Origin of the sequence: Bradyrhizobium sp. Arg816, from assembly GCF_029989365.1 — a bacterium.
Taxonomy (GTDB): domain Bacteria; phylum Pseudomonadota; class Alphaproteobacteria; order Rhizobiales; family Xanthobacteraceae; genus Bradyrhizobium.
Genome location: NZ_JAPRAQ010000030.1, coordinates 62,485 through 88,295 on the forward strand (window position 1 = coordinate 62,485; position 25,811 = coordinate 88,295).

The 25,811-nt window shown below is 58.4% G+C and carries 21 protein-coding genes; 14 read left to right on the plus strand and 7 right to left on the minus strand.

What is annotated here, in order from left to right; genetic code table 11:
* Positions 1–550 precede the first annotated feature (550 nt).
* From OWC48_RS40385 to OWC48_RS40395, 3 genes are read left to right on the plus strand one after another with little or no spacing between them, the layout of a single operon-like run.
* Positions 551–2,002, plus strand: a complete 1,452-nt coding sequence (locus OWC48_RS40385; RefSeq protein ID WP_282524997.1) for a hypothetical protein — start codon at positions 551–553, stop codon at positions 2,000–2,002.
* The gene (locus OWC48_RS40390) at positions 1,983–2,915 is read left to right on the plus strand and encodes a hypothetical protein (RefSeq protein ID WP_282524998.1); all 933 of its coding nucleotides are present in this window, start codon (positions 1,983–1,985) and stop codon (positions 2,913–2,915) included. The genes OWC48_RS40385 and OWC48_RS40390 overlap by 20 nt, the downstream gene beginning before the upstream one ends.
* A gap of 9 nt (positions 2,916–2,924) precedes the next feature.
* Entirely contained in the window at positions 2,925–3,548 is a 624-nt protein-coding gene (locus OWC48_RS40395) for a hypothetical protein (protein ID WP_282524999.1), read from the plus strand.
* Positions 3,549–5,299: 1,751 nt separating this feature from the next.
* Here the strand turns inward: OWC48_RS40395 and OWC48_RS40400 are convergent.
* Both OWC48_RS40400 and OWC48_RS40405 read right to left on the minus strand, forming a co-directional pair.
* A complete protein-coding gene (locus OWC48_RS40400) occupies positions 5,300–5,761 on the minus strand; it encodes a hypothetical protein (RefSeq protein WP_282525000.1) in 462 nt (153 codons plus the stop codon).
* A gap of 14 nt (positions 5,762–5,775) precedes the next feature.
* A complete protein-coding gene (locus OWC48_RS40405; protein WP_282525001.1) occupies positions 5,776–6,501 on the minus strand; it encodes a hypothetical protein in 726 nt (241 codons plus the stop codon).
* Positions 6,502–6,972: 471 nt separating this feature from the next.
* Here OWC48_RS40405 and OWC48_RS40410 point away from each other — a divergent pair, with 471 nt between their 5' ends.
* From OWC48_RS40410 to OWC48_RS40420, 3 genes are all read left to right on the plus strand, one after another.
* Positions 6,973–7,458, plus strand: coding sequence for a recombinase family protein (locus OWC48_RS40410; protein ID WP_308777025.1), 486 nt, complete (start codon positions 6,973–6,975; stop codon positions 7,456–7,458).
* Positions 7,459–7,550: 92 nt separating this feature from the next.
* Positions 7,551–7,715, plus strand: coding sequence for a hypothetical protein (locus OWC48_RS40415; protein WP_282525002.1), 165 nt, complete (start codon positions 7,551–7,553; stop codon positions 7,713–7,715).
* Between the two features lie 203 nt (positions 7,716–7,918).
* Positions 7,919–8,101, plus strand: a complete 183-nt coding sequence (locus OWC48_RS40420; RefSeq protein WP_282525003.1) for a hypothetical protein — start codon at positions 7,919–7,921, stop codon at positions 8,099–8,101.
* A gap of 122 nt (positions 8,102–8,223) precedes the next feature.
* Here OWC48_RS40420 and OWC48_RS40425 read toward each other — a convergent pair whose 3' ends face one another.
* The gene (locus OWC48_RS40425; RefSeq protein WP_282525004.1) at positions 8,224–8,451 is read right to left on the minus strand and encodes a hypothetical protein; all 228 of its coding nucleotides are present in this window, start codon (positions 8,449–8,451) and stop codon (positions 8,224–8,226) included.
* 746 nt (positions 8,452–9,197) lie between these two features.
* Between OWC48_RS40425 and OWC48_RS40430 the strand changes: the two genes are divergently transcribed.
* From OWC48_RS40430 to OWC48_RS40440, 3 genes are all read left to right on the plus strand, one after another.
* Positions 9,198–13,046 (plus strand): amino acid adenylation domain-containing protein, encoded by a 3,849-nt coding sequence (locus OWC48_RS40430; protein ID WP_282525005.1) that lies wholly within the window; start codon positions 9,198–9,200, stop codon positions 13,044–13,046.
* Positions 12,943–13,875: an MATE family efflux transporter gene (locus OWC48_RS40435; protein ID WP_282525023.1), complete on the plus strand. Its 933-nt coding sequence runs from the start codon at positions 12,943–12,945 to the stop codon at positions 13,873–13,875. The genes OWC48_RS40430 and OWC48_RS40435 overlap by 104 nt, the downstream gene beginning before the upstream one ends.
* Positions 13,876–14,485: 610 nt before the next feature.
* The gene (locus tag OWC48_RS40440) at positions 14,486–14,998 is read left to right on the plus strand and encodes a hypothetical protein (RefSeq protein WP_282525006.1); all 513 of its coding nucleotides are present in this window, start codon (positions 14,486–14,488) and stop codon (positions 14,996–14,998) included.
* A gap of 695 nt (positions 14,999–15,693) precedes the next feature.
* Here OWC48_RS40440 and OWC48_RS40445 read toward each other — a convergent pair.
* From OWC48_RS40445 to OWC48_RS40460, 4 genes are read right to left on the minus strand one after another with little or no spacing between them, the layout of a single operon-like run.
* Positions 15,694–17,238: an E2 ligase fold family C protein gene (locus tag OWC48_RS40445; RefSeq protein WP_282525007.1), complete on the minus strand. Its 1,545-nt coding sequence runs from the start codon at positions 17,236–17,238 to the stop codon at positions 15,694–15,696.
* A 2-nt stretch (positions 17,239–17,240) separates the two neighbouring features.
* The gene (locus OWC48_RS40450) at positions 17,241–17,741 is read right to left on the minus strand and encodes a Mov34/MPN/PAD-1 family protein (protein ID WP_282525008.1); all 501 of its coding nucleotides are present in this window, start codon (positions 17,739–17,741) and stop codon (positions 17,241–17,243) included.
* An 8-nt stretch (positions 17,742–17,749) separates the two neighbouring features.
* Positions 17,750–18,340: a putative metal-binding protein gene (locus OWC48_RS40455; protein ID WP_282525024.1), complete on the minus strand. Its 591-nt coding sequence runs from the start codon at positions 18,338–18,340 to the stop codon at positions 17,750–17,752.
* Positions 18,340–19,032, minus strand: a complete 693-nt coding sequence (locus OWC48_RS40460; RefSeq protein ID WP_282525009.1) for a DUF2604 domain-containing protein — start codon at positions 19,030–19,032, stop codon at positions 18,340–18,342. The genes OWC48_RS40455 and OWC48_RS40460 overlap by 1 nt, the downstream gene beginning before the upstream one ends.
* Positions 19,033–19,568: 536 nt before the next feature.
* Here OWC48_RS40460 and OWC48_RS40465 point away from each other — a divergent pair.
* The 5 genes from OWC48_RS40465 to OWC48_RS40485 all read left to right on the plus strand — a co-directional run bounded on the left by OWC48_RS40465 (position 19,569) and on the right by OWC48_RS40485 (position 25,742).
* Positions 19,569–19,841, plus strand: coding sequence for a hypothetical protein (locus tag OWC48_RS40465; protein ID WP_282525010.1), 273 nt, complete (start codon positions 19,569–19,571; stop codon positions 19,839–19,841).
* Positions 19,842–21,104: 1,263 nt separating this feature from the next.
* Positions 21,105–21,344: a hypothetical protein gene (locus OWC48_RS40470; protein WP_282525011.1), complete on the plus strand. Its 240-nt coding sequence runs from the start codon at positions 21,105–21,107 to the stop codon at positions 21,342–21,344.
* A gap of 541 nt (positions 21,345–21,885) precedes the next feature.
* Positions 21,886–22,587, plus strand: a complete 702-nt coding sequence (locus OWC48_RS40475) for a hypothetical protein (RefSeq protein WP_282525012.1) — start codon at positions 21,886–21,888, stop codon at positions 22,585–22,587.
* A 1,126-nt stretch (positions 22,588–23,713) separates the two neighbouring features.
* On the plus strand, positions 23,714–24,766 hold the full coding sequence (locus tag OWC48_RS40480; RefSeq protein WP_404979886.1) for a KamA family radical SAM protein: 1,053 nt from the start codon (positions 23,714–23,716) through the stop codon (positions 24,764–24,766).
* 115 nt (positions 24,767–24,881) lie between these two features.
* Entirely contained in the window at positions 24,882–25,742 is an 861-nt protein-coding gene (locus OWC48_RS40485; protein ID WP_282525014.1) for a MaoC/PaaZ C-terminal domain-containing protein, read from the plus strand.
* Positions 25,743–25,811 lie beyond the last annotated feature (69 nt).

The window sequence follows — 25,811 nt, forward strand, 5'->3', positions numbered from 1 at the left end:
CGGCCAAGTCGGGCGGCCTATCGGCGCTGACTGGCATTCGTGATCGGGCCAAGCGCGCTTGGCTCGGCCGATGCACGGGCCAACTGCCGGATATGTTCCTGGCGCCAGACACCGTCGGGGCAGCGCGCGCCGCTGAAGCGCCAATGGCGGACGCTCTTCTCAGGCAATTGGTGGTGACGCCTACTGAGTTGAATCGGTAGGTCGGCGTCAACTGAGTTGGTGACAACCGGCGTGGGGCTTAGGCCCGCGCCTTGGAAGACCAAAGCAGATATTCCGTCCTCTCCACGCTGGGCGCGATCGTTTCCCGCGTGAAAAGCTTCGTTTTCGTCTGAAACGTACGGAGTTTTCGGTAGAGGTTTGCTGCAATGATTCGTAATTGCGCGGATCCATTGCGGGCAAATGGAGCGGGGCTTTGGGGCTTATATCAATTCGAGCGGTTACTGCCGGGCGTGCTGGTCTCGGCGGGTTCGCTCGTTCGTCTTTTCGTTCTGTCCGCGGGTGTTCGCCAGCCGCTCGCGCCCGGTTGAGTGCGGTCCGGCAGGGCTGAGAAATGCATAGTCGTACGCGCGTCTTGAGCCTGGGCACTTTTGCGGCGCTCGCGCTTTATTTTTTGATTTGGTCGGTCTGGCGGGCTCAATTCCCGGTCGAGATTTGGTTCTCGGAATCGCGGAACGCCTTCCATCAGGACGCTGCGGCGGCCGGTTTGCCACTGTACCCGAGCGCCGATCAGCTCATCGTTAACAACTACCCACCGCTCTCATTCTTCATCGTGGGTGCGCTCGGACGTCTCTTCGGAGATAGTCTCTTCGTGGGGCGCGCGCTCTCGATTATTGGGCTTCTCACGCTCGCGGTAGAGATCGCGTTGGTAGTGCGGATCTTGGCCGGGTCGCTGCCGGCGGGTGCCGTCGGCGGCCTCTGGTTCGTCGCGATCATGGCGCACAATGCGACGAGCTACCTGGGCGCGAACAATCTGCAGATTGTCGGGCAAGCGAACATGGCCGCGGGATTCGTTTGGTTCCTCGAGCGCGAGCGGTCGGGGCTCTCTCCTGTCCCGGCTTTGTTGGTGATCGTCCTAGCAGGCTTCTGGAAGCACAACATTATCGGGATATCTGCAACCGCGGTTCTGTGGCTTTTGCTGCGCGACTGGCGCACTGGCGCGAGGCCTGCGCTCATCAGTGCGCTCGCCGCGGGGGGCGGCCTGTTCGCCTGCGGCGTGATCTTCGGGGCGGCGTTCTACACCAACCTTCTGACCAGCCAGGCCTACTCCGTGGGCCATCTCGTGAGTCAGATCGGGTCCTTGCAGTGGCTGGCGGTCGCCGCGATCTTTTGGGGAATTTGGGTTTGGTTCAGCCGGGGCAGCTATGCATCTCGCTTGACGGCTCTTCACTCGGCGATCGGCCTCCTTTCCTGCCTGATGCAGTGGCTCGGGGACGGCGTTTTCGGCAATGCCGCGTTCGATCTGACTATCGCTCTCAGCGTCGGGGTCGGCTGCGCATACGCTCAGATCAGGATGTCTCCGATCGCTACGCTGCTCGGGGCGAACTCGACGCGCGTGCTGCCGGTCGTTCTGCTGGCCCTGCGCCTGGCTGCATCACCTTGGAAGCCGCCGCACCCCAACGGCTCGGCGGCGACCACAGGCGGAGCCGCGGGGACACCGCCTGAGAGGAGATATAGCCGGGTTCAGTTCTTAGGTTGTCCCACCACAGGCAGGTATTGCTCGGTCATCAACACCTTTGTTTATCGGCGGATGGACGCGCGCTCTCACTGGACTTATCCGCCGCAAACCGCTTCATCCGCTCCGAATCGGTCGGATTTTGGGTTCCAGCAGGGAAGAGGCCGACGTTGGCCCCATTCATATAGATCCTTGGGCACTGTCGGCACGCATGCCTATCCCTCGGTAGAATCGCTATGGATAGCCCTGGGTTGCGCTTGCGCTACCCCGCGATTTCTAGTTCAGCTTGTGCCGGGTGGGGGAGGAATAGATGATCGTAGACCCGTATGAGCGGTTTTTTGTCCGTCATGACCTGTGTTTACGAACGCCCTATGATCACGGCGCCGCGCTCCCTATCTTGTCAACAGACGGTAACATCGACGTGGAGGACGTTGTTACGCGAGCAATTCGCGACGACCGCGCGAAGATGGCGCTGCGGAACAAGGATGTCATTCGTCTGACGAAATTCGAGGTCAGGCGCGATAAAGGTGTGGCAATTTTTCTATTCCGGCGGTCCGATCCTGACGCGACCACGCCGGTCTGGGAGAACCAGCGAACACGCGAGCTTCGCGAAGCCGACAAGGGTGAAGACGACGCGATCACGATGTCGGCCCACCTGTTTGTCGAGTTGAAGACCGACGGCGGTCCGCGACCCACCCATCGGGCAATACTGGAAGAAATTCCGGGCCTTGGCAGGACGTATGTCCAAGGCATCCTCGGAGACGTGCTACGAGCCCACAAGTACAACTACAAGGACAGGCGCGGGAAGGAGCAAGAGACATATACGTTAGTCGATTTTCTCGGCGTGAAGTCTGAAACGATCGACAAGGCAATGGGTGCAGGAAGTGAAATTGAGTACGTCGAATTGGTGAAGCCGCCTGACGTGAGAGGTCTCGATATGGAGCACATTGTTCCGCGGGAAGTTCGCTGGAAATTGTACATCCGCAGCACTCCCGAACGGTCACTTCCGATCATAAATAAAATTAAGAAATGGGCGGGAAAGGATTGGAGCGACGTTCGCGTTCGTATTAATATGCCTGAAGCTCGTTCGCGACTTGTTTCTGTCGCCCGCGTGCAGGACGCGGCTGATGTCCTTTTCGTCCGCGCCGTTCCGGTAACTGTGAAGAAGCCCCTTCCCGCGTGCACTGAGAACGTAAACGAAGAGTTGCTGAGCAAGGCTATCGAACTCTTCAAGAAAGGCTGAAGGCCCTCCATGTGGCGCTTATTCTATCCGCTGCGCTACTTCCGCCTCCGGGCTGATGGCAAGGCGCATTTAGATCTTATTCCGACGGTGATTCTAGCCGCGCTTATGGCAGGGCCGTTCGTTGCGTTTGGAGGGGTCTTTTTCAATCCAGACGGGTTCCTGGATAAGCTCATCAACGTTACAGCTGCGCTCGGCGGGTTCTATGTAGCCGCGCTCGTAGCTGCGGCAACATTTACGCACGAAGACTTAGACAAGGTCATTCGGTCAGGACCTATTGCGCTCATTGAAAAAGATGCGGATGGGCACGCTATCACGGAGTACCTAACCCGTCGCGAACTCGCCTGCGCGATTTTTGGCTATCTCGCCTTTTCCAGCATTCTCTTCTCGTTTGCAGCCGCGTTTGCGGTCGGCATGAGCAGGAACAGTACGCTGGTCTCTCATCTGATCGCAATTGGTGGAGATGGCCTCTATCTGTCAATCCGAAGCATCACGATTATCTTGTTCTCGCTAGTCGTAGCGCACATTGCGACCGTCACCGGCGTCGGACTTTATTACTTGATGGATCGGCTGTATCGGCACGACCGGGCGATTACCACGCCTAAGGGCGGCGGTCGCATTGATGATGTTGCATAACGAAGAGCGCCGAGACGCCGCTTCGCTGTGTCCAGAAAGTCGATCTCTAACGTGAGAGAGGCTTGAATAGCGCTGGTGCCGGCGCAGTTGTCGCCGGCTTCTCCTGAAGACCTTTGCCCCGGCCACCCAGCGCCTCGTCAAACCGGCGCACCGACGCCGCTGACCGGATTATAGGTCTTCCGCAGCCCGCTTGTTGGTGCGATCCAATTGGCCATCTTGTGGGCCTGGTCGGGGACCTCGGCGCCAGGCCCAGTCTTTGATTTTGCCGCCGAGTTGCGGAAATCTCGGTAGATCGAACCGATGAAAAATAGCAGACACCAAGCCGCGGCGCCGCCGGGGTTGATCGCCTGTCACGATTGCGGGGCGTCGGTCTCATTTTCCGCGGTCGCTTGCCCGACGTCCGGCTCCGGAGAGCCCGCCGGGCCGTATATCCAAAGCAGGCCAGATGCGAGCCGGCACCTGTTCGATTGACGGAAAGTCATCCCCGACGGCGCGGGCGACACACGTTTGTTACTCACCGGAACAGAGGTTCTAAAAAGTGGGGTAACTGAAACGCATTTTTCGCAACGATTTCAAGCCGCCATTTGGGCGTTGGCGATCCCGGCAGAAAGGGCAGGAGCCTTTTCTGTCGATGGGTTAGGGCGACTACCGATCCTAACCATTTCGCAACTATATGCCGTCCGAGACGAGTGACTAACGGATTCGGCCAGCTTGAGCCTTTGTGGGCACGCCCTAAGGCCGGTCAAGGCGGCATACTGAAACAGTAGCTCAAAAGCAAAACCCCGCCAGCGCCAACCGACGGGGTTTCTGAAAGTCCGAGAGCAGGGCACCACCCCCCGCATCTCCACACGCTTCACCGTGATCAAGACAAAGCAGCTGTTTGCAACACGATGCTCGAGGCGATTCCGAGCTCTGAGAGAGGACGGCGTATCCTACGATGGGCTGCCGATCATGCATGGTGCTCTCGTCCATCTGACCGCGAGCAAGCGGTGCGCGAGTTCTGCCGTGACTGGCCACCGTGGGCGAGCGAGACCAAGTTCAAAGCGATGCTCCGCGCGCTGAAAGGCGTCCCGAACCTCAAGTGGACCAATGACCAGTCCGCTGTGGTGCTCGAGCTAAGCCTCGATCGTTGTCGAGAACTGAAGCTTCAGCACTTCCTGGGAGCCGACGACGATCCCAACTACGATCGACGCCGCGTGCTTGAGCGGAAGGCGGACGCCGCACGCATGCGGACAGACCGTGCAAGAAGAGTAGCGGACGACCGCGGGGCGCCCGCGCTTGGAGCTTCCGCCAAAGCAGCGGTTGATCCACGAGAGGGCGCAAGCCGCCAAGCGTCAGCGGAGGCGTAGGGAACGTGTTGCTTCTTCTGAGAAGTCACGGGAAAATGCGTCCGGCGACAATCTGTACATTTGTGACCGGACGGATTGTGGCGTGACAGCCGCGATCGCCGAGCGCATCAAGCACGACGGCGCCACAGATCGGTGGTGGCTTGAACCGGATGAGCTGGCTGGATGCCGCCGCCTCTCAAGACAAGAAAGCCGGATCACCAAGCCCGACTGAAAGAGCTTCGAACGCCTTCGCCGAGTTCGTGAGGCGCGCTCGACGCGCGCCGCTTACACGGCGCTAGCGAGAACGGCTGGTCGACTATGTGCGGGAAAACGCGCACCACATCGCGCCGGCGCCGAAAATTGTGGAAGTCGATCGCGAAGATCCTTGGGCTTCCCTAGGATATAGGCCAACCAGGTAGCCGCTCAGATGGCCACATGGGCCGTTGGCAGCGGCGATGCACCGGATTCCACCATGGCGTCGATATCTACTCCGTTGAATAGCGCCAGCGCATCGTAGGCTCTGTGAAGCACGTCGTGGATTGAATCGAGATCGTTCCACATGATGGTCCTGCCTTCGTCGGAGTTCCGCCGGAAATTATGTTGGCGGTAGAAGCTGTGGAAGAGCCGGTTGCGTACGCTAAGAGCGTTCGAAAGTAGATCCTCCAGATCGGGTGGTTGAGCACCAACCCCCTTCACCAATTGACCGAGCGTGGATCGATCAATCTTGTCGAGAATCTCGCGAGCCGCCTCCGGATCCGGGTTATCGAGCAGACCCCGATCCGTCCCACGGCTCCAAAGGAGCTTATTGCCGAGTTCGGTTTCGAGAAGCGCCACGGCCTCCGCAACGAAGCCGAACTTTTGGTAGACCTCATCAAGTGAAGGCATGGTTGCCGCGGTGCCTATAGGATTGCGTGGACCAACGCGATGGCCGCGGCAGCAAGATCGGCCAACTGAGCGTAAAAGGCCTTGAACCAAGGCGTACTCGTAAGCAATTCGAGGCCCTTATTACCGACAAATTGGCCAGCTCCTGCGACCACGGCAAGCGCGAAGGCATTGATCGCGGTCTTGCCTCTCTCAGCTGTATTCGCCGCCGACCTCGCAACCTCCAAAATCTCTCCGGCCCTTACCCGGCTGTGCGGACCGGCTTCAGAGAGCAGCTCGATAAGACGGTTTGTTTCGACCAAATCCTGCGCAATTGTGGGAGCAAATTCAGGTCCGCGATTGTGCCCTGGCCCCACCGGCGTCTGCGGGCGATTTTGCAGAATAGCCTGCATCAGCGCACGTTGCGCACGAACGTTGTCCCATAGTGCATCGACGGGATCGGGGTTTGTCACGTCGTCCTTAATCTCGGCAACGTCGGGGGATTCGCGGCGAGCGGTGATAATGCCGGCGACTCCGCCACCAGCTACGCCCCGGTTCATTGGGCTACCACTAGAGTTGCCGACGGCTTCAGCGCCTTCTGAAAAGCCCGCTATCATTGCACCGGCTTGTCCCATGCCAGCCATCGCAATGCGAGGATCGCCCTTCGCCGTCCCGACGGCTTCAGAAATCGCGGCACCCTCTGCGGCGGCCGACGAAATCCCATCGGCGGCGCCGGCTGTATTCGCTTCTTGGATTGCGGCCACCTGTGGGGCGCGACGTCGCCGCCTCGGGCGATCAGTAGTGCGGGGATCACGAGCCATTACATGTTCTTCCTTGGGGCGGCCGACCATCCTCAAATCTTGTCGAACAGGGCTTCCTGCGTGCCTCAATGACTTGCCTCCACATAGCCTTCACATAGGCACGCCAGCCTTGCAATTTTTTTTTGGCCGCCCGATCAACGCCATCACCTATATCTGGCGCCCGGCGGGCGTTCCAGCGCCCCGCCAATGGAGACGCTCGGCTCGTCCCAATGTCCCTTTGTCCCCTCGATGTCCCGCAAAATGTTCCTAGGAGCACTCCGAAGAGACGTTTGACTCCATAGGTTGCCCGTTTTGTAACAGGGCGGCCATGGCTCAGAACAACGGGAAGTTCGTCACTTACTACCAAGTCTCCACCGGCAAGCAGGGCAGGAGCGGCCTAGGCCTGGAGGCGCAGAAGGTGGCGGCGATTGGACGATCGTCGACGAATACGCTGAGGTCAAGTCGGGCAAGCGATCGGATAGGCCGGCGCTGGAGAAGGCGCTGGCTGCTGCGCGGCTGCACCGCGCTTCGCTGGTTGTTAGCAAGGTCGATCGCTTGACGCGCTCCGCGGCCTTCCTCTCGCGTCTGCTGGAGGCCGGTGTCGACGTGCGCTTCGCAGACCTTCCACAGATCGATGGCGCAACGAGCCGCTTTATGCTTCAGCAGATGGTTGCTGTGGCAGAACTTGAGGCTGGCATGATCTCCGATCAAACCAAGAAGGCGTTGGCGGCCGCCAAGCGGAAGGGGGTTAAGCTCGGTGGTCACCGCGGCGTGAAGCCCACCGCGAAGATGCGCGCTGCCTCCACGGCGGCCCTCCAGAAGCGGGCCACCGCGAGGGGCCTCCGACATCGCGCCGGTGATCGCGGAATTACAGGCCGCCGGCGCAGCCAGCCTGAGCGCGATCGCGGATGGGCTCAATAGCCGCGGTATCCTGGCGCCTGGTCTGCGGTGCAAGTTGCGCGAGTACTGGAGCGCATCTAAGCTTGCGCACACCCGATTCGTCAGGAGGCCAGATGGCTGACGACGTGCGCAAGGCAGTTACGAATCTGCTCCAGTTTACCAACCGTCCCGATCGAAGCGTGGTCGTCAAATACAGCGACCTCCAACCGCTCTTGCAGGACATCGCGTTAGCATTCGAGGACATCGACAAGCGTCTGAAAGCCTTGGAGAACTCCTGAGGGTTTGTGGTGGCGAGACCGAATCCCGAAGAGCAGTGTTGGCACTGGGGCGAGGGCAATAAGTACGCCCTGGAGACGATTAAGTCGCTCCTCTTGTCAACGGCGGCGCTGCGGCTTCGCTGCTAACGTTCTTCGGTGCCCGTGTCCGGGTCGTCACGCCCTCGTTCGGCTCTGCGCTGGTTTCGTTCGGGATCGGAACGGTAATGAGCGTGGTGCTGTTCTTGATCGCTTACCTGGTGCAGCTTGGGTACGGCAATGAAGGCACCACACGCCCGATGCAGCTACTTCACCGGTTGGCCTACGTCCCCTTGGTTGGGTCTCTCGTCGCCTTCCTGCTTGGACTGCGCTTTGCCTACGACGCCGTTGTGTCGGCAGTGGGCGGATGAGCTTTGAAAGCCGCCGCGCGCCTCTGCATTTCGAGGGGAGGTCTGCAAACGCGCTCTACCGTGCCAGCGTGCTGGATAGAGCGGAGGGACATGGCGCGTACGATGGCTTCGTACGCGAGGCATCAATCGCCCTCGAGTTGATGGTGAAGGAGGTGATCGCACAGCGGCTCGAGGTCGGTGAGGATCTTGGGATGGATCACCAGGGTGCCTGCGCACCAGAACATTCCCCCGCTGTGGGCCGACGCGAAGCTTCCGTCGCTTCGTCGCATCAGCAGGCTGAGGTTTGTGGCATGGATAATGCTGCTAATGCAGTCCAGCATAGTTGAATCGACGGGCTCGAAGTAGCTCAAGCAAGTCTGGCGAGCGCATTGGAGGGATTAAACCTCACCCAGAGGACCCTGGGCAGGCTGCGTCTCTGTCGATCGGAGTCTTCGTCGTCCCTGCAGACGGCCAGCCGTTCAACCGTGCGCCGCCTGGAAAATATGCCCTCGGCGCCTGTCCACAGCGGCTTGTGCTCACCTCCGCGCGCTACGTCGATGACACGACGTCTCAGTTTCCAGCTCACGTTATCCTTACTCATAAATAGATCTCCGTTGGATAACGGCCAAATAAGCTGAGCTATTCGGATGTAGGTGACCAGGCGATCGGGCGCTTTGTTTACCGGTGCCAGTACTTGGATGACCTCAAGGCCGCGGTCGGGGCTGCTGCTGCGAGCTTCGATAACTCGTTGGAATGTTGAGCGCCGCCGGGTCCTTGATGCGACGATCACCGGCTTGAACACCATCGGTTTGGCGGTGATTGCGGTAAAAAGCCTCTCGTCCGTACAAGCTGTATCGCCGGGATGGCCAGCACGCTCTCGATGGGTTGGTGGTGCCGCTCAAGAGCCAGGAAATCGGACAATTACGATAATCACAAGCCATGACCAGCCTGTGGACGCGTTGATTGGGGGTCGCCATGCAGAGTCCTCTACAAGAGCAGGTAGGTGCCAAAGTGGACGCGCCGTCCTAGCGTCCTCCTGTTCCTCTGCCGATCACCGAGCCGGAAGCGAACACCGAGAAGCTCATACGGACAAAACCTTACGACGTGCGGAATCAGGGTGGCTGCGCATGCACACCTTGATGACGAGCTCCGGCGCTCCGACTTTGGCGCCGAAGAAGGCGACGAATGGCGGGGGCGTGTGACTACGCAAAATCAATCAGCCAAGAAGCAGTCCATGGAACGTCAACCGGTTGACGCGATCACGGCGATCAATCGGTTTGCCGGTTCGGATCCGGAGAGAGTTGCGCTGAGGCACGGCGCAGACGAACTCACATATGAGGCCCTACGATCAAGATCGGATGCCCTTGCAAGGACCTTACGAGAACAGGGTGCTCGCGGCGCGGTTGTCGGCTATTGGGGGGAACGGGACCTCGACTGGGCGACGGCGGTCATCGCAATTTTGAAGGCTGGATCAACGTACCTACCGCTTGATCCATCGCTGCCGGCTTCCCGTACATCATTCATGATCGAGCAGAGCCGCTGCGCTTTGTTGATGGGCCGAGAGCGTCCGGATTCGCTCAGCCTGTTCGAGGGGAGCAGCAGGACAGCTCCGCAATTCGTAGCTATAGAGGCGGCACTGGGCCGGATCCAGACCCCGTCCGTTATGCCATCGCCGAACGTGGATGGACTTGCCTATATTCTGTTTACGTCTGGTTCGACGGGCCGGCCTAAGGGCGCAATGATCGAGCGCGCCGGCCTAAACAATCATTTGGCGGCAAAGATTGATGCCCTAACTCTCACTCGGACGGATTGCGTCGCGCAAACGGCATCGCACTGCTTTGACATCTCGCTTTGGCAGCTTCTTTCCGGGCTTTGCGTCGGAGCCTCTACATCAATCATCGATGATGCGACACTGAAATCGCCGCCATCGCTGCTTCAAGCAATTCAACGATGCGGGGCTACGGTTGTCCAATTCGTGCCGTCGATGCTGGCAGTGTTTGTTGAATATCTGCAATCGCTTACCCCGGCAGAGCGAGCCATGGACGGCTTGCGGATCATTTCTACGGTCGGAGAACCTCTAACGCCCGGATTGGCGCGTGCGTGGCTTGCCTTGTATCCCCGCGCTTCCATTCTTAATCATTACGGGCCGACCGAGTGCGCAGACGGCGTGACACATCATCTGGTTTCCGTGCCGCCTGCGCTCGCTGAGCCCTATGTGCCGATCGGCAGGCCAATTCAAAACGTTGAGGTATACGTCGCGGACGGACCACGGCTCTGCAACGTAGGAGAAGTCGGCGAAATCTGTGTTAGCGGCGTCGGTGTCGCTACCGGTTACGTCAATGACCAGGTCCGCACCAAGGATGCGTTTGGGCCAAATCCATTCTCAAACGACCTGTCCTTCCGGCGCCTATATCGGACGGGTGATCTTGGGCGCCGACGTTCCGACGGCCTTTTGGAGTGTCTCGGGCGACGGGATCGTCAGGTCAAAATTCGCGGGCACAGAATCGAGCTGGGAGAAATCGAAGCTCGTTTGTCCGGTCATCCCTTGGTGCATGGCGCCGTCGCAGTCGCCTCTTCTTGCGCAGGTGTAAAGCTTACGGCGCGAGATATCGCTGGGGCGGAGGCGCAAGTCGAATCGCGGCGGCTGGTTGCTTACGTGTCGGCTCCAGCTGAACTGGCGGAAAGCGACCTTCAGAAGTTTCTTGCCGAGGCACTCCCCAGTTACATGCTTCCGGAAAGAATCATCTACGTCGGCGGTATTCCACTGACCAGGAACGGAAAGGTCGACTTTTCAGCATTGCCTGACCCGGGGAGTGTTCGGTCGGCATTGTCAACGCCCTTCGAGGAGCCGCAATCAGACCTCGAAGTCCGGCTACGTCAAATCTGGTCGGGCATTTTGCGTATCGAGAACATAGGTGTGAATGACCAATTCATGAGCCTCGCCGGAGACTCGCTCCGCGCAATGCTCATATTGGGACAGTTGCAGACTTTGCTGGGAGTGAGAGCGGATTTCAGGCTGGTACTGAATGGGACGATCCGATCTGTTGCCGCTTCGATCGAGGCTCGCGCTGAGCCCAATCCCTCCGCAGCCTTGACATACCGAAAGCTTGACCGATCACCTCTGACGCGACTCCAGGAGCACCTTTGGTTTCTGGCGCAGCTCGATCCATCTGCCCGGAACTACATCATTCAAGGCGGGCTGCGGATTAAGGGAAACATCGATTTAGCTCGGTTCAATCGCGCCTGGACCGAGGTCATTCATTCCCACCAGGCACTTTCGGCGCGCTTTATCGACGAGAACGGTCCGGTTCAATGCTTTGATGCTCCGCCATGCGCCAATCTTGAATTGATCGATGCATCTCATCTCACCTCCTCCGAGGCTGAGGAGCTCATCGCACAGTTTCGGCGAACGGAGCTGAAAGACAATTTCGATATCGGACAGGGCCACTTGTTTCGCGCGCGCATGGTCCGGTTTGATCCTGACAATCATCTCATATTGATCACCGCTCACGAAATCATCCTTGATGCCTGGTCGATTTCTGTGCTGCTCAGAGATATTCAGCAGAGATATTTAGATGCCGCGGCGCCTTGGCCAGAGAATCGTGCGTCACTCTCGGGTTACGCGGCTTGGGAGAAACAACACATTTCCCCAGAGGCGCTGGAAAGCCAACGTCTCTATTGGCATCGCCAGATTGGTAATGATCCGCCGGTGCTTTCGCTTGGAAGAGCGCGTCCGCAAACAGTTTCATACCGCGGCGCCTCGCATCCGGCGCTGCTTGGCAGCGATCTCTCCAGTCGGGTAAGAGAATTCGCGCGCCAAAATAGCTGCACCACGTCGACGACACTGCTGGCGTGCTTCCAGCTGCTGCTACGAATGTATAGCGGTCAGGACGATATTGTCGTCGGCATGCCACACGCTGTGCGGGATCAACCTGGCAGCGCCGACATCATTGGCTTCTTCCTGAATATGCTGCCGATCCGAGCCGCGATCGATGTCGGTCAGTCCTTTGCTGCTCATGCCAGGCGCATCCAGAGCCTGGTCAGCGATGCCATCGCACATTCGGCGTATCCATTCGGATGGATGGTCAGGGACACCAGGTTATGTCGCGAACCGGGTCGATCACCGATCTTCCAAGTCATGTTCAACATGTACTCCGAAGCCGCCGAGCCACTTGGTCAAGACGAGGTGGCTCTGACATTCCGCGAGTACGACACAGGCTATGTCAAATTCGACTTAACACTGTACGCGCAAGATCACGGCGATGAGATTGCGCTCCAGCTGGCGCATGCGGAAGACATAATCTCAGGTGATTTGGCTGTCCGCATGGCCAACAATCTGCGCTGTCTGATTCCCGCCTGCGTTGATAAACCACATGTGCCCATTGAGGAACTAAGCTGCCTTGGCGCCTCAGACCTCACTTTACTGCATTCGCTGGATGGGTCGACCCAGCGATACGAATCTGAATGTCCGCTTGTTGAAGCCTTCGAGCAGATCAGCGTCTTTAATCCCGGCAAAGTAGCATATTTTGGCGAGTTCGGAGAGGTCACGTTTGGCCAGCTGCGTGAGCGCGTAGCAGCTATCCGCTCGTTACTGCAGGATATGAAGGTGGGGGCCGGCGATCTGGTCGCCATGCTTGTTGACCGGTCGCCGGACGTTGCCGCTGTCATGCTTGCGGCGCGAAGCTTGGATGCTGTTGTTGTGCAGATAGCGCCGGATTATCCGCGCGATCGGATCCAACATATTCTGGGAGATAGTCAGGCAAAGCTCTTGGAACTAGTCCATCAGCTGAGCCCCGCACCAGGAACGAGCGGATCCTATGGCGCTCGACTACGCCACGATCCTCTCGCCGGGGGCTATTATGATGCTCCTAAACGTCGTCAGCGGCTTCATCGCCAGAGCCGAAGGCAACACACAATTCAGCATGTGGACGATGCTGAGCGCTTTCATATTGAACGCCGTGCTTGATCCCATTTTTATATTCTTACTAGACTTGGGTGTGCGAGGCGCAGCCCTAGCGACGCTGCTATCTCAGATCGCCGCTATAAGCCTCTACATCGCGTATTTTACCAAGCGGCTCGGCACTGTGCTCGTCAGGATATCTCAGGTCTCGTTGCGAGTAGATCGCATCAGACAGCTCGCGCTCATTGGGGCACCGGCGACGATGACGAGTATCTTATCGGCTCTTGCCGGTATGTTCTTGTACGGAGCTGCTGCGCGGTTCGGCGACGAGTTCATCGCCGCAGTGGGAATAGCTGTAAGAATCCTGACAATCGGCGCGTTGCCTATCACCGGATTCTGTATCGGCTCTCAAGCTGTCCTGGGGTTCGGTTGGGGCGCCCGCGACTTTGCCCGTGTACTGAAGGTTGCGAAGTTCGTGCTCCCTATCACCGTTGCGCTTTCCTTTGCGTATTCCGCAGCTGTTATGGTTTTTGTCCGGCCTTTGGTCAGGTTGTTCAGCGATAGCGACAAGGTCACCGAGATTGCCGTCACGAGCTGCATCGCCTTTCATTTGTTTTTTGGCCTTTACGGTATTCAGAGTTTCGTGACGACAATGCTTCAGTCGCTGGGGAGAGCACGCCTTAGCGCGGTGGTGTCTTTCGCTAGGCAGGGGTATCTCTTCATACCGGCGGTACTTCTATTCCCCCTCATATCGGGCTTCAGTGGATTGTTAGCCAGTCAAGCCATCGCTGAGCTCGGCGCTGGAATGATCGCGCTATTCGTTATGTTGCGCCAATTCGCTGCTCTCAGGCGAGGAGGACCAGCACGTTCAGCCAGAATCGAGAGGGCTCCTTGACATGATCCGGCATCAGGCTCGCGGCGAAACAGCTAGCCGTCATCCGTTCCGGGCTGGTTGCCGAAACGCTGCGATCGCAGAGTTTTCTCCGAATGAATCAACTTCTTTGCATCGTCGCGCCAATCGCTCACCGACGCATGTCCCGTGCTGATAAAGCTGATCGCGAGCGGTCAATAGGAACCGCAGCGATGGCTTGCAGGCCGTAACACGCGCTAGCCGGGCACAGGGCCCGAGATAGTCCGCGACGAATCTGCGATCGAGCGACTTTCGATTTCGACGTCTTGCGGCTAGAAAACGAGAGCTCGCGCTCTTGTTCATCGCAAGTACCGGCTGAAATGCAAAAAATCAGCGCCGCCGCTACTCTAGTCTATGGGATACGGAGTTTGGTCAGGGCGGTGTATTGCGCTCCTGCCGCCAGCATCACTGAAGAATAACGGCGATTCCAGGAGCGATGCCCTTGTCGAGAATGGGGTGTTCGCGACTGGCCGTCAGTCTGAGGTGTTCGAGCTTTGGTGCGGATGTGACGATTGAGCCACAATTGCGTTGCGGACACGTTCGGGTTAATTTCTTATCGCGTCCGATAGGAAAGGTAGTGACCGGGGGCCCGGCTATGACCGATCCAATCGTAACATCGACGAACATTGCCTCTCGAACGAAACTCGCGGCCGTTGCTCGGCTCATGGTCCGTTCGATATTTTTCGTCTTGCCGCTCGCTTTCACATGGCTGAAGCTCCGTAATTTGTCCTCGTCAGAGATCGCGCAGCTGATCTCTAACGCGTCTGCCAGTGGAATCGTCTGGAAGACCGCCCTCGTCGTCTATTTCTTCGCATGGGTGTGGGGAACGCTCTGGGATGTTGGGCTGCAGGAGCGGGTTTACCTGGACGCACCTAACAAAGGCAAGATGCCCTTGCAGGCGTTTGGAATGGCCTTTGCGATCCTCGTTGTTGGTGCAGCCTTGGTGTGGGTGGATACATTCTTACAGTTCGTCGGGGTCCTGGCGCTGTTTACCGACCATGCCGCGTGGCAATATGGTAACTTTTCTTCAGCCCATGATTCAGCACGCCCGCCAAGTATACAGTCACTCGTACGACGCAATTGGGTTGGAGCAGTTGCGATTGGTTGAGAACCAAGTCTGCGGCACCTGGAAATGGCGGCGGGGAGTTGTCGGGCTCGTTTGGATTTTTGTTATGCTGGGGCTTGCCCTCGTGATGTCGCCAGAAAGTTCTGTTAGGGCCGGATCAGCCGAAGTTACTTGGGGATTTATCCAGGCGGTGAGCATCCTGATCTGGGTGTTGCTAATGGAGAGTTGGCATTGGTACGTTCACATCGTGACAAGGGTCGGTGTGGACACGTTGGAGCATCTGAGGGACGGATACAGGCTGGTACCTCTTTCCGCATTTGACATGGCGCGGCGGCCGAGCAGCTAACCAATTGCAAGAGTCTTGCTGAGGGTAGGCGGCCGATTTGCAAAGAGTTGAGTGCTTGCGCAGGCGCCGGGTCTACAACGTCAAGCTGAGTGGAGAGGCGGGTTTCTGAGGTTCTGGCGATTGGTCGGTCGTCGTGAAACTAGACGTGGACGAGTAAGTTCTCGCGTTGAGGTGTTTGGATTGCTTGCTCGCCGCTACTTGCGGTGCACGGGCTGGCGGATTTCGTAAAGACGTTCTCTCTTTACTTCGGCTCCCGCTCTTCTCTGCAGGGCGGCCCGCCAGCACGCCGATCCAGACGATGGCGACCACTGCGAGGAGGAAGCCGATAGTATGCGCGGTCCGCTCGATGGAGTTCCTAGTTGTCACGACCACCAGCGGGCGTAGGCCTGCGTCAGACAGATTCTGCCCCGTACTTCGCGCGGTAGACGCTGACGTAATCCGGGTCCTGACAGACGCACCGAAGCGGTCCCGGCCCTCGCTTCAACGTAGGAAACGTGATGCGGTTGGGCAGAGCACGCGTCAGATCGACAACCGAACGCGTTGCAGGCGGCGCTGTCCGAACATTAGGTGTCGACGCGACGATCTCGGCGGCGAGCATCACGCCCGCCAGTGCAGATTGGAACGCCATGGGTACTTCGAGTTCTGGTCCTGCACCGTCGGCAGCGCGCAAGATGGCGTCGCCGCAGATCGCTTTCTGACGAAACGCGCGGAGCGGTAGGTCAGCAAACGGCAGGAGAGTCGCCGCGTCCGTGCCGACATTGGCGGCGATCTCCCGCACAAACTGTTCCCCGACGGGTGTGCCCAGATGAAGCATGGCACGCACGCGAAGAATTTGTTCTTGCGTCCCCAACCCCAATTCCTCCGCTACGATCTCGTCCTCATTCCGGCGCTTGCCAGTGGGCAAATACAAGCACGCCAGGCATGCCTCGTTGCCGTCAAACCCATGTCGCGAGATTCCGAGATCGCCGGCTTGGGTCCACGCGTTGTACACGCGTCTCGGCAACGAGCCTTGGACCTGAATGCGGTCGCGCACGGTGTCGAGCGCCACAGCGACGCGGTCGAAACGATAATGGCCCGTCTGTTCCACGTATCCGGCCCATGGCATGGCGAAGATTCGCGCGTCGATGCCGCTGTCTTTCAAGGCCGAGGCCGCCAGTGCAACCTTGGAGGCGTCGACGTCCGTCATTGCGGTGAGCACGTAACGCTGCAGATTGGTGAGATCGACCGCTTCGTGGTCGATAAGGTCGATCTTGCCCTTCACGCCCCGTAACCGCGACATGGCCCACGCAAAAGCGTTTCCGATCGCGCCCACCCCGGCGAGCGGGACCAAGCCAAAATCAAGACCGGCCGGAAGGTCGGTATTGGCGGCAAGTGCTCCCATCTCGAAGTTGAGCAGAGAAAACGTGACCTCGATGTCGAGGCCCGGCTTGGCTATCCATGATGCGAAAACCGCCCGGAACACGTTCGCCATGGCGATACACGCCGCCGCGCCGGCCCCGAAAGGGTTCGGACTTTCGACCGAGCCAACCGGAGCGACTGTCGAGACGCGGGCGATCCACCGATTGGACCCCATGTAGACTGTCGCGTCGGCCTCGAGGTTCGTTCCGCCGGCGACCACCGCCACGTGGAGTTCGTTGCCGATTTCGATCACGATCTCCAGGTTTGGATTGATGTTTCGCATCAATGCGATCAGCTCGTCCGCCAGCACGTCGTCGCCATCGAGCATCCGCACGCGAACGCGCGCATAGAGCCGGGCAATGAGCCGCGCCGCCATATCGAGCGATGCCAGGCCCTCTGCGGTCGAAGCCGCTTGCGAATCGAAGGCGAGGGTCACCACCGTCTCGGCCAATCGACGCTCGAAGGCGTCGGGATGGATGTCGCGCAGCACTTGCGCAACGCTCTGGCGCGCGCGGTCGAAGAAAGGAGCAACGCCCATCGTCAGCCCTCCACGATGTTGAAGATGCCGACGGCGGCGTCGACCGACTTCCATTCGGGGCGAATACCGGGCTTCCACCAAGGACGCGGCGTGAGCCGATAAGTCGCGCAACGCGCGATGGAGAAGGGATCGCGTGCGAAGTCCGGTACGACCAGCGAGAACGCACCGAGCGTCGTCGCGATCGCGTACTCGTCGTCCATCTCGCTGTGGAAGGCGTGCGTCGGATGGCTGTGGATCTGCGCCAACAACCGCAACTTTGACCTGTAAAGGTGCAGGTTGATGCGCTGCAGCTCCGGACCCAGCACCATGACGGCTAGACCGTGATCGCTGCGAATGCCCTGTTGTTCCGGAATGATGACTTCTCGGATGTTAAAGACCCGGCCTTCCTGCACGCCTGCCCAGAGCGCCATGCCCTCGAGGCCACGCATGCCCGTCGCGGTAAGGTGCGCGTGAGTACGCGTCACCACGGAGCGCGGCAGCGTAACCGAGACGACCTCCGTCAAGGGAACCTTCATGCCGGAACCTCTGATGGGACGAGCACGACATTGACCGCAAACTGAAACTGCTTGATGGGCGCCGTGCCGTAGCGCCACACCGTCTCCAGCAAGGCGAAAAGGCGCCCCTCGCCAGTGTTCCGATGAAGCTCCCATGGATCGCCGGAATGCGCGGGATGCTCGTGGTAAGCGCGCGTACCAGGCAGACAAAGGAAGCCCGGCGCGGTCGGCATGTGCGGATAGTGCTGGTACAGGTTAATCCTCTGCGGCGGCATTTGTGCGGCGACCTCTGTCGGGACGGCGGGATCGACCGGCAGCAGCCGCGGAAGATGTGTCAACATCTCCGACGCAGCCAGCTCGCGATTCTCGAAAGGGTCGACGAAGGTGATCGCCAAAGGCCGGACGTCGTAGTCGGTGAAATCCACCTTGACCGCGAATGGGATGACCCGCGGGTGCATCCCGACAGTCGCGAAGGCGATTTTCACGTACGGAAATTCGGTCGACATCACCCACCAGCCGCGCGAGATCAGCGTGGGCTCGATCTCGCGGAGATGACCGACTTCGCGCTCGAATTTACGCCGGCTGACCTCGCTATCGACGGCCTGCATCAACCTGCCGCTCCGGCTTTGAGGCTCGCCAGCAGGGTCGCCCCGTCTTTGATGCCGAGTTCGGCAAGCGTCTTCGACACGTCCAGCACGTTGCCAGGCTCGTCGGTCACCTGCCAGGAATCGACGGGCTGGCCAGTGTTTTCGCTCTCCTTGAGCGCCTTCTCGAGCAGCTTGACCAACTGCTCGGCAGGCTTGCCCTCAACGGGGGTGGGGTCGCCGTTGATCACGAAGATGACGTGCAACTTGTTGGGCAAGTGGCTTTCGCGGGTATGGATGCGCTCGATCTTCGGTCCTGCCAAATCGATTGCTCCGCCGCGCGGCACGACGATCTCTTCTTGACCGATGACCTCGACCACGATTTCGCGGTCGTTCGCGATCTTGCCGTAGGTACGCACGTCCGCCTCGGCGATGGTCGGGGAGCCCCACTCCCAGCCGAGATCCTCGACGGTGAACTCGAAGACCCGATCGCTCTTCATGGTGCGGAAGTTCGGCTTGGCTCCAACGCCGAGCTTCACCGACGCCTCGAGACCGACCGAACTCGTGTAGCCGTCGTTGACCTGGATCAGGCACCAGTCGGCCGCCGGGTCGTGCCCCGAATGCGAGCGGATGTCACGGCCGCTCATCTCATGGTTTTCGCTATAGTATTCTACGCCGTCGACTTCGAACGCAAACTTTTCTTTCAAGTCGCTCATTGATGTGCCTCTCAAGTTATTCCGCCCAAATCCGAGCGATCCGATTTTAGTCGTCGATAGCGAAAAACGGCAGCGCGAGATACCGCGCGGCCAAGTCAGGGAGGAAACGCCCCTAAGGGCACTGAAAGGAGCGCAGTGAGTAGATGAACTCGCTGGCAACTCCAATCTTGCACGAAACGTCGTCAAATCGTGCAAGCCAGCATCGCATACTCATTTCATTGAGCGGATTAGCGGCGTTCCCCGGGATAACTTGCAGCTTTTGTGCGTAAAAGGCGGCCAGCTTGCAGCTACTGCAGTTCTGAAGCCGTCCTCGCGAGAATGTTCGAGGTTGCGTGCTGCTCATCGAGGCTATCGTGATCGTGCACATAGATCTGTATATCCGCCCCTACGTTTGATGGAGCTGGCCTCAGGCTTTCGAAATCAATCTCAATTAGGCGGCAGATAAACATCCGGTCCGCGATTCAGCATGATCGCTGTGCGTCCTGGCAGCGCGTACCAGCACCAGCCGCGTCGAACAAACTTACTTGCGGGGCACAATGCGCAAAGTCGTGATCAGAATTCGTTGGACATCGTCACTGCTTCGCGGCTGCGGCGGCGGGCTGCGCGAGCAGCTGGCACTGCTGGGGATTTCAGGGGTTATTGTCACAGGCGCAATCTGCCCTGTCGCCATGCTCTCCGCCAGCGCGGCGCAACGAGAGTCGACTGCAAGTAACGAATTCAAAGCTCACGTCACAGTGTTGTCGCAAACGTTCCTGGAGTCCGGCCAAATGGCGAATGAATTCGAGCGCAAGCCTTGGGGATATGGCTGAAGCGATTGAGATGTTCAAGCTGCGAGCGAGTGAGAAGGCGCTGGCCGATCTCCATGCATCAACCGAACGGGACCGAGCAGCTACCGATCAGCGTCGGGCCGACGTCGCTCGGCTCACAGCTGAATTCGAGGAGGCGGTTGGGCGGGTGATTGAAACGGTCTCTCGTCCGCCTCCACGCAGCTGGAAGCGTCCGCGCGAACTCTCGCCTGTTCGGCGGATCAAAGCCGGAAGCTCTACGTCGAGGTCGCCGTCTCTTCGGAAGAGGCTTCCGCGAATGTTCAACATGTCGCAGTCGCGACGGGCAAATTGGCGGCGACGATTGCAGAAGTCGGCCGGCTCGCAGCCGCAGCGGAGGGGATTGGGAGCGTGGTCCAATTGATTGCCGCGATCGCGCAGCAGACCAATTTACTCGCGCTCAACGCGATAATCGAAGCAGCGCTCGGGGGAGGTGGGCAGAGGCTTCGCCATTGTAGCCCAGGAAGTGAAGTCCCTTGCGTAACAAACCGCTTAGGCTACTGTCGAAATTGGCGATCAGATTGGCGCTATTCAGGCAGCTACGAGCGAAGCGGTGCGAGAGAATAGTGAGGTCAGCGTCATCACCGCTCGCAGACATCGCCACAGGTGCCCTCGCCTTAATTGAGGATCAGCACGCGACCGGGCAGAGTATCGCGCTGAACTTGCGAGCGAAAACTGTCCAGGTGGCCTCGAGCGGGCGCAGTCAAAAACCGGGAAAGCGAAACGGGAGGAGCGCGGTGCAGGTGCTCAAATCAACCGAGCAATTGTCTGGCGAAAGCTCTCGGCTAAAGGATCAGCTCAATCGCGTTCTTAGCGGGGTTTAAGCCGCCTAGCCCTGCCGCACCAGGATAACATCATCTCGTCCTCAGCAAGCCATGTCCCAAAGGGGCGCTGCTCTGACGCTTTGAAGGTGTGAGGCATTCTGCATTTACTGCCGCGCGACCGTTCTCCATCGTTGGGTCCTCCGCCACGACAACGATCGAGCTATTCTTATCCCTAGAGAAGCGAACCCCCTGCTTGGATCGTGCCAGGGCAGACCCGGATTGGGTTTTGATCGGTGATACGAGTGTTCGGAATGCCCCGCCGGCCACGCCGTTGGTTGGCTGTTTTCTGAGGTGATGCTCGCCGGTAAGAGGCAATGTGGCTGGCCGATGCCCTTGCTCGCATCGCCACCCACCCGGCTTATCGCCTGGACGAGCTTCTGCCCTGGAATTGGACGCTGGCATCAACGCTCTCCGCTCAAGCAGCATGACCACGCACATCAACAAGGTCCATCACGTCACCACCCTCGCCAAAGTCGCCAAAGACCTCGGCGAAGATGAAGATTGGCTGTGGGACATCGCCAACGAGATGGAGATCGAGGATAGCGTCATCTGGGTCTATGGCGTCGGAGAAGACGGCGTCCAGGCGTTCACCGACTTCGGCATCGACAACTTGATCGAGCTCATCAAGTTCTACAAAGAAAACCCTAAACTGCTCAGGCGGTGACGCTGCGCGGCCTACGCCGAACGGATACGGATGTAGAGCGCAAGATTGAGTTACGAACGGACCATGACCGTTAGACCGACGAATGCTTTTGCGCGGCGGCTATGGCGCTTTTGGGCGGCTGCGACGCTAACGTGTCGGAGATGCGGGATGCTATGATAAAATTCGGAAAAAGCAAAAAAATAACGAGGTGCTGAATCATCGACTACATCATATGCGAGCTGTAAAATGACGTGCGGCGTGCTTGTAATGTCGCGGTAGGCCTAGGGGTTGGTAGTGTTGCGCTGCGGCGGACGGTGAGAAGCAAATGATATCCGGCACTTAGATGGAAAGCTCTGGTTTTTTAATCGACTCTCTTGAACCGCTTCTTTCGCCTTCCAACATAATAAGAGCGAGTAACTCGACTGCTCGCATGGAGGAACAGATGCGCTGCTCTCGTCCGTCGGCACCGGTCATCGTCAGGGCAAACTTGACGCTCTGCGGCGGTTAAGAATGCAAAAGGCTCTCGGGCGTTTTTCGCCCGAGAAGATCTTTGAGGGGGAGTATGGGCAATTCGCGCAAAGCACGGGCGGGCAAGCAGCTCGTATTACCTCCGAGATTTCTGGCTGCAAAAAGGTGTTGGAAGCGGGTTCGCGACGCGGTGCGGCCGCTGGCGCCTGACCTGGTTCGTCAGGGCCTGAAGGCGGCGCTAGGCTTCGTCGTGGCAGCTGTTGTCGTCGGTTTTGTACGTGACCCTTTCGAGCAGAACGTCATTCCCCTGCTCATAAGAATGTTGAGCCTCGAGCAGGCGCTGTACATCTATACAGATCCTTCCGGCAGTGCAGACGATCAATACGAATTTCTCGTGCCCCGATATATTCTCGCGTCCGGAAGGATGATCCAGGATCGAGCAGTCGCTGAACGTGACAATAGGAAAGACAATCCCCGCAACTTCAAAGTAAAGGGCTCCCGTTCCGGCGATCTTTTAATGTTCACGTACATATCGAGCACTGACAAACTAGGGATGGGCGCATTTGTGGGGCAGCGGCTCGACACCGACAACGATGACATCTTCATTGGAAACCTTAGTGGGTGGGGCCACGGCAAGGATGGGCACTGCACGATCGTCTCGTACTGGGCGGTAATCGGCCCTGCCGAGGAGAAACAAAGGTTCGGCGATCTGCTCAGAAACTCCGTCGGTGGTGCCCCACCAGCAAAGGCGACCACTTCCGATGCATCTCTGAAATGCAGCGAACCTAAAGGCTGAGCCCGAATATTTGTTCAACAAAAGTTCCCCGCATCGTTTCCAATGCGGGACAAGTAGCTCTGCACCTTGCGGGTCATCAGCTCTCAACGGACTTCAACCATTTCAAGGCTTGGGGATGGTCTCCCTTGCTACGCCAGCGCGCCCAACCGCTGCTCCGGGAAGGATCGCACAGAGCCACGTCGGTGCAGTCAGGCTCCTCGAATGATCAGCCGGTGGCTTTCTTTCGTACACGGATGACCAGCCTTCCGGTGATGGGTAGGGCGATCAGATCGACGTTGAAGCCCTTGCCACGTCATGCGGCCAGGCCGCGCCAATCTTTGCCCAGAACGCACTTTCGACTTCGCCTGTGATGAGACAACCTCGTAGCTCGGCTTCTGGGCTTTTGCAGGCATTGCAATCTCCAGGTTGGATTTGCCGCAGGGGCAGGACCGGCCGGGAAACAAAAACGTTTTGGTGCCGGTCGTTACCGGCATGCGGTTGCCCTCAACTTAGCACGATACGGCACGACAGCTATTCCGAGATCACTTCCATCGTCAACCGTAACGACGCGCCATTACGGTTGTGGTCAAGTTTCATCAAGGAAGCTGACCTCCTCGCCGACGAAAAACCGCGACAGCATCGACTCGTCTTGGCGCCCCCTGCGCGCGAAGCACGCGCTCGGCGATCGCATCGAGCGTCAGATCGTCCAGAAGCTAATCGCGGTGCCGTTTCAAACGTGGAGCGTCGCTCCGCGCCCGGTTAGCAAAGCTGCTGTGCGGCTCGTTTCCTCGAACCCTCACCCAGAGCCTCCCCATGCGCCACGCCGCCCCCCTCGCCGCCTCGAGGATGCATCAAGCGCCGCCCGCTTTGGAATCTCTTGCGATTCAATTCGATCTCAACACGATCTAACGGCTGCAACTTAGGTTCCTCATCGCGCCGTTGTCCTCGGCGCGCAGCCATCTGACGAGTACCAAGTGCGCCTTTCTCAACTCTCGAAGAAGTCCTCACCACATCAGGTAGGTATCCATCCACTGTTGATGCTGTATTGTAGACGAGGAAACTCACATTCAATCAAACGCACTGATACGGCAAGACGAGGTGCGGAATGGAAACACCAGCTAATCCCCTGAGTTGCGGAGCACACGTGTTGAAGTTCATTGAAAAAACCCGCGTCGTTAGCGAGAGTGAACTGCAAGCCAACAATATAACACCTTATCATGTCACAAAGTCTTATCGCGAACAGATCATCAAGAGCGGGTATTACTATCAGCTGAAGTACATTGTCGAGCCCTCAATCCAAGAGTTTGACAGCCCAGGCACCTTGGATACGAGCGGCGAGCACGACAACACGGTCGTGCCGGGACTCCAGCACAAGTACGCCCAAACCGGCTTATTACTGGTCACGGAACGCTGCGGTTCATATTGCCGCTACTGTTTTCGAAAGCGCATCGTGGGCAAAGTTTCGGATGAAATCGCACCCGACTTTGGTCGGGTCGCGCAATATATTGCATGCCATCCTGAGATGACGAACGTACTCCTTTCCGGAGGTGACCCGTTCGTGCTCAGCACGTCCAATCTGAACAAGATCGTCGACCATCTGCTTTCAATAAAGCATTTGAAGTCGATCAGATTTGGCACGAAAATGCTGGCCTATGCGCCAAAGCGGTTTGATGACTCCGCTCTACCGGCGCTATTCCAGCGTATCCACAAGGCGGGCAAATCCCCAATCATCGTCGCGCATTTCGATCACGTCGGTGAGATCTCATCCGGCGCGGAGCGCAAAGTTCGCGCTTTGCGAGCACAGGGAGTGCAATTTCTTAACCAGTCTGTGCTTCTCGCAAAAGTCAACGATGATCCCGAGATATTGGCTGCGACCTTCGCCAAATGCCACGAAATCGGAGTGCGGCCGTACTACTTATTTCAAGCGAGGCCGGTGAAGGGCGCCTCGCACTTCCAAGTCGCGCTGGGGCGCGGACTCGAAATTGTGCGCGGCATCAACCAACGTCTGAGCGGGCTTGAGAAGACATTTAAATACATCATGTCCCACTACACAGGAAAAATTGAGATATTGGATCTAGGACAGGATGGGCGGGTGTATATGCGATACCATCAAAATAAAGTCCCCGAGAAGATCGGCAAGATCTTTTCCCGACCGCACGTAGCGACAGCCTGCTGGCTTGATGATCTGCCCGACGAATGAGATCGGCCGCACGCCCTCCAGGTCAAGGAGCACATGCTGTACACACGCTGCCCCACGAAGCATATTCACTTGACAACCTGGCGGCGCCCAGCGTCGCGAGGGTGGAAAGGTTCGGATGCCGATCGACTATCCCGCTGCGCTAAACCTGAAGACTTGTGGAGCTCCTTATTCCTGGAGCGACCGGGAGGTCATGCTCTATGCGCTTGGAGTGGGCATGGGGTCAAATCCCTTGAACAAGGAGGAGCTGCAATTTGTCAATGAGGCATTTGCAAATTCCAAACCACTAAAAGTGATGCCGACGTTTGCTTCCGTCTGCGTTTGGGGCGCTCGCCCTGGAGTCATCGATCTCAATCGCGTCATGGTTGTTGACGGCGAGCGGGACATCACGTTTCACCAATCGATGCCGGCCGCGGCGAATGTGACAGCGGACGCGCGTGTGAGGGGAATTTACGACAAAGGCAAAGAGAAAGGAGCGATCATTCAGAACGAGGTGGTTGTCAGAGACAGGGGCGGCGATAGAATTGCCACGATCGTTTCATCGACATTCGCCAGAGGGGACGGCGGCTTTGGCGGTCCATCGGATGGGATGCCCGAGCCACATCGAGTGCCGCGCCGGCCGCCAGATAGATCACTCGATATCTCGACCCGACCTGACCAAGCCCTGGTCTACCGTCTTTCTGGCGACCGAAACCCTTTGCACAGTGATCCAGAGTTCGCCTGTCGAGCCGGCTTTCCAAGGCCCATTCTGCACGGAATGTGTACGTATGGGCTGACCTGCAGAGCGGTCCTGCAGACCTACGCCGACTACGATCCCTCTGCCTTTAATCGTCACCGCGCCCGCTTTTCGGCGCCGGTTTTCCCGGGAGAAGTTGTTACCGTCAATCTTTGGAAGGACGGCAATTCCATCTCGTTCGAAGCTTGCGTACGAGTGCGTCGAGTTACCGTCGTCAAGAATGGGCTGGCAGTGCTGCACTAAGCAGGGGGCGTCGGTTCCCAGCATCCGATCGGCTGCCAGTTTGGCTCGCTTTAGCGGTTCTCGCCGACA

Bases quoted from the DNA above. Each gene is read 5' to 3' on its own strand.
- OWC48_RS40385 (WP_282524997.1), top strand. From the start codon at position 551: ATGCATAGTCGTACGCGCGTCTTGAGCCTGGGCACTTTTGCGGCGCTC.
- OWC48_RS40390 (WP_282524998.1), top strand. From the start codon at position 1,983: ATGATCGTAGACCCGTATGAGCGGTTTTTTGTCCGTCATGACCTGTGT.
- OWC48_RS40395 (WP_282524999.1), top strand. From the start codon at position 2,925: ATGTGGCGCTTATTCTATCCGCTGCGCTACTTCCGCCTCCGGGCTGAT.
- OWC48_RS40400 (WP_282525000.1), bottom strand. From the start codon at position 5,761: ATGCCTTCACTTGATGAGGTCTACCAAAAGTTCGGCTTCGTTGCGGAG.
- OWC48_RS40415 (WP_282525002.1), top strand. From the start codon at position 7,551: ATGGCTGACGACGTGCGCAAGGCAGTTACGAATCTGCTCCAGTTTACC.
- OWC48_RS40420 (WP_282525003.1), top strand. From the start codon at position 7,919: ATGAGCGTGGTGCTGTTCTTGATCGCTTACCTGGTGCAGCTTGGGTAC.
- OWC48_RS40435 (WP_282525023.1), top strand. From the start codon at position 12,943: ATGCTCCTAAACGTCGTCAGCGGCTTCATCGCCAGAGCCGAAGGCAAC.
- OWC48_RS40440 (WP_282525006.1), top strand. From the start codon at position 14,486: ATGACCGATCCAATCGTAACATCGACGAACATTGCCTCTCGAACGAAA.
- OWC48_RS40445 (WP_282525007.1), bottom strand. From the start codon at position 17,238: ATGGGCGTTGCTCCTTTCTTCGACCGCGCGCGCCAGAGCGTTGCGCAA.
- OWC48_RS40455 (WP_282525024.1), bottom strand. From the start codon at position 18,340: ATGCAGGCCGTCGATAGCGAGGTCAGCCGGCGTAAATTCGAGCGCGAA.
- OWC48_RS40460 (WP_282525009.1), bottom strand. From the start codon at position 19,032: ATGAGCGACTTGAAAGAAAAGTTTGCGTTCGAAGTCGACGGCGTAGAA.
- OWC48_RS40465 (WP_282525010.1), top strand. From the start codon at position 19,569: ATGCGCAAAGTCGTGATCAGAATTCGTTGGACATCGTCACTGCTTCGC.
- OWC48_RS40470 (WP_282525011.1), top strand. From the start codon at position 21,105: ATGACCACGCACATCAACAAGGTCCATCACGTCACCACCCTCGCCAAA.
- OWC48_RS40475 (WP_282525012.1), top strand. From the start codon at position 21,886: ATGGGCAATTCGCGCAAAGCACGGGCGGGCAAGCAGCTCGTATTACCT.
- OWC48_RS40485 (WP_282525014.1), top strand. From the start codon at position 24,882: ATGCCGATCGACTATCCCGCTGCGCTAAACCTGAAGACTTGTGGAGCT.